The organism is Vibrio sp. 1562, assembly GCF_033340155.1.
Taxonomy (GTDB): Bacteria; Pseudomonadota; Gammaproteobacteria; order Enterobacterales; family Vibrionaceae; genus Vibrio; species Vibrio alginolyticus.
The window spans coordinates 1-616 of sequence record NZ_JAWOVY010000503.1; the positions used below are offsets into that span (position 1 = coordinate 1).

The following is a 616-nucleotide window of genomic DNA, read 5'->3' on the forward strand; positions in this document are numbered from 1 at the left end:
TTTTCAGCCCTAAACCACCTACTTCAGTAGGTGGTTATCATCCGTTTCGGCTTTGCCTGTAAAACTACTCATGCTAAATGCGTCTTTGATTTTTCCAGAAGTCAAAGAGGACAAATAACATGAGTAGATACAATCAAGCTTCCCACGTATTTTGGCGTTGTCAATACCATATAGTGTGGACGCCAAAGTATCGATTTAGGATCTTGAAGAACAATATAGGTAAAGAAGTTTATCGATGTATTTATGTTTACTGTAATCAACTTGGATGTGAAGTCGTAGAGCTAAACGTACAAGTTGACCACGTACATTTAGTTGTAAAGGTCCCACCAAAGCTTTCGATATCCAAGTTGATGGGGGTATTGAAAGGCAAAATAGCCTTAAAGCTATTTAGCAAGTTTCCTCACCTTAGGAAGAACAGGCTTTGGGGTAATCACTTTTGGCAAAGAGGCTATTTTGTCGATAGTGTTGGAATCAATGAAGAAATAATACGCCGATATGTAAGACATCAAGAGAAGCAAGAGCGAGTAGAGCAGCAGCAATTGGCGCTGGACTAAACAAAGGCCCCCTTTTAGGGGGCTCACACAAAGCCACCTTCTTTAGAAGGTGGTAATTTACT

At 40.3% G+C, this 616-nt stretch carries 1 protein-coding gene; it reads left to right on the forward strand.

What is annotated here, in order from left to right:
• Positions 1-119 precede the first annotated feature (119 nt).
• Complete coding sequence (gene tnpA, locus R7Z49_RS26070) at positions 120-554, forward strand: IS200/IS605 family transposase (RefSeq protein ID WP_017633711.1); 435 nt, start codon at positions 120-122, stop codon at positions 552-554.
• The last annotated feature ends 62 nt before the right edge of the window (positions 555-616 follow it).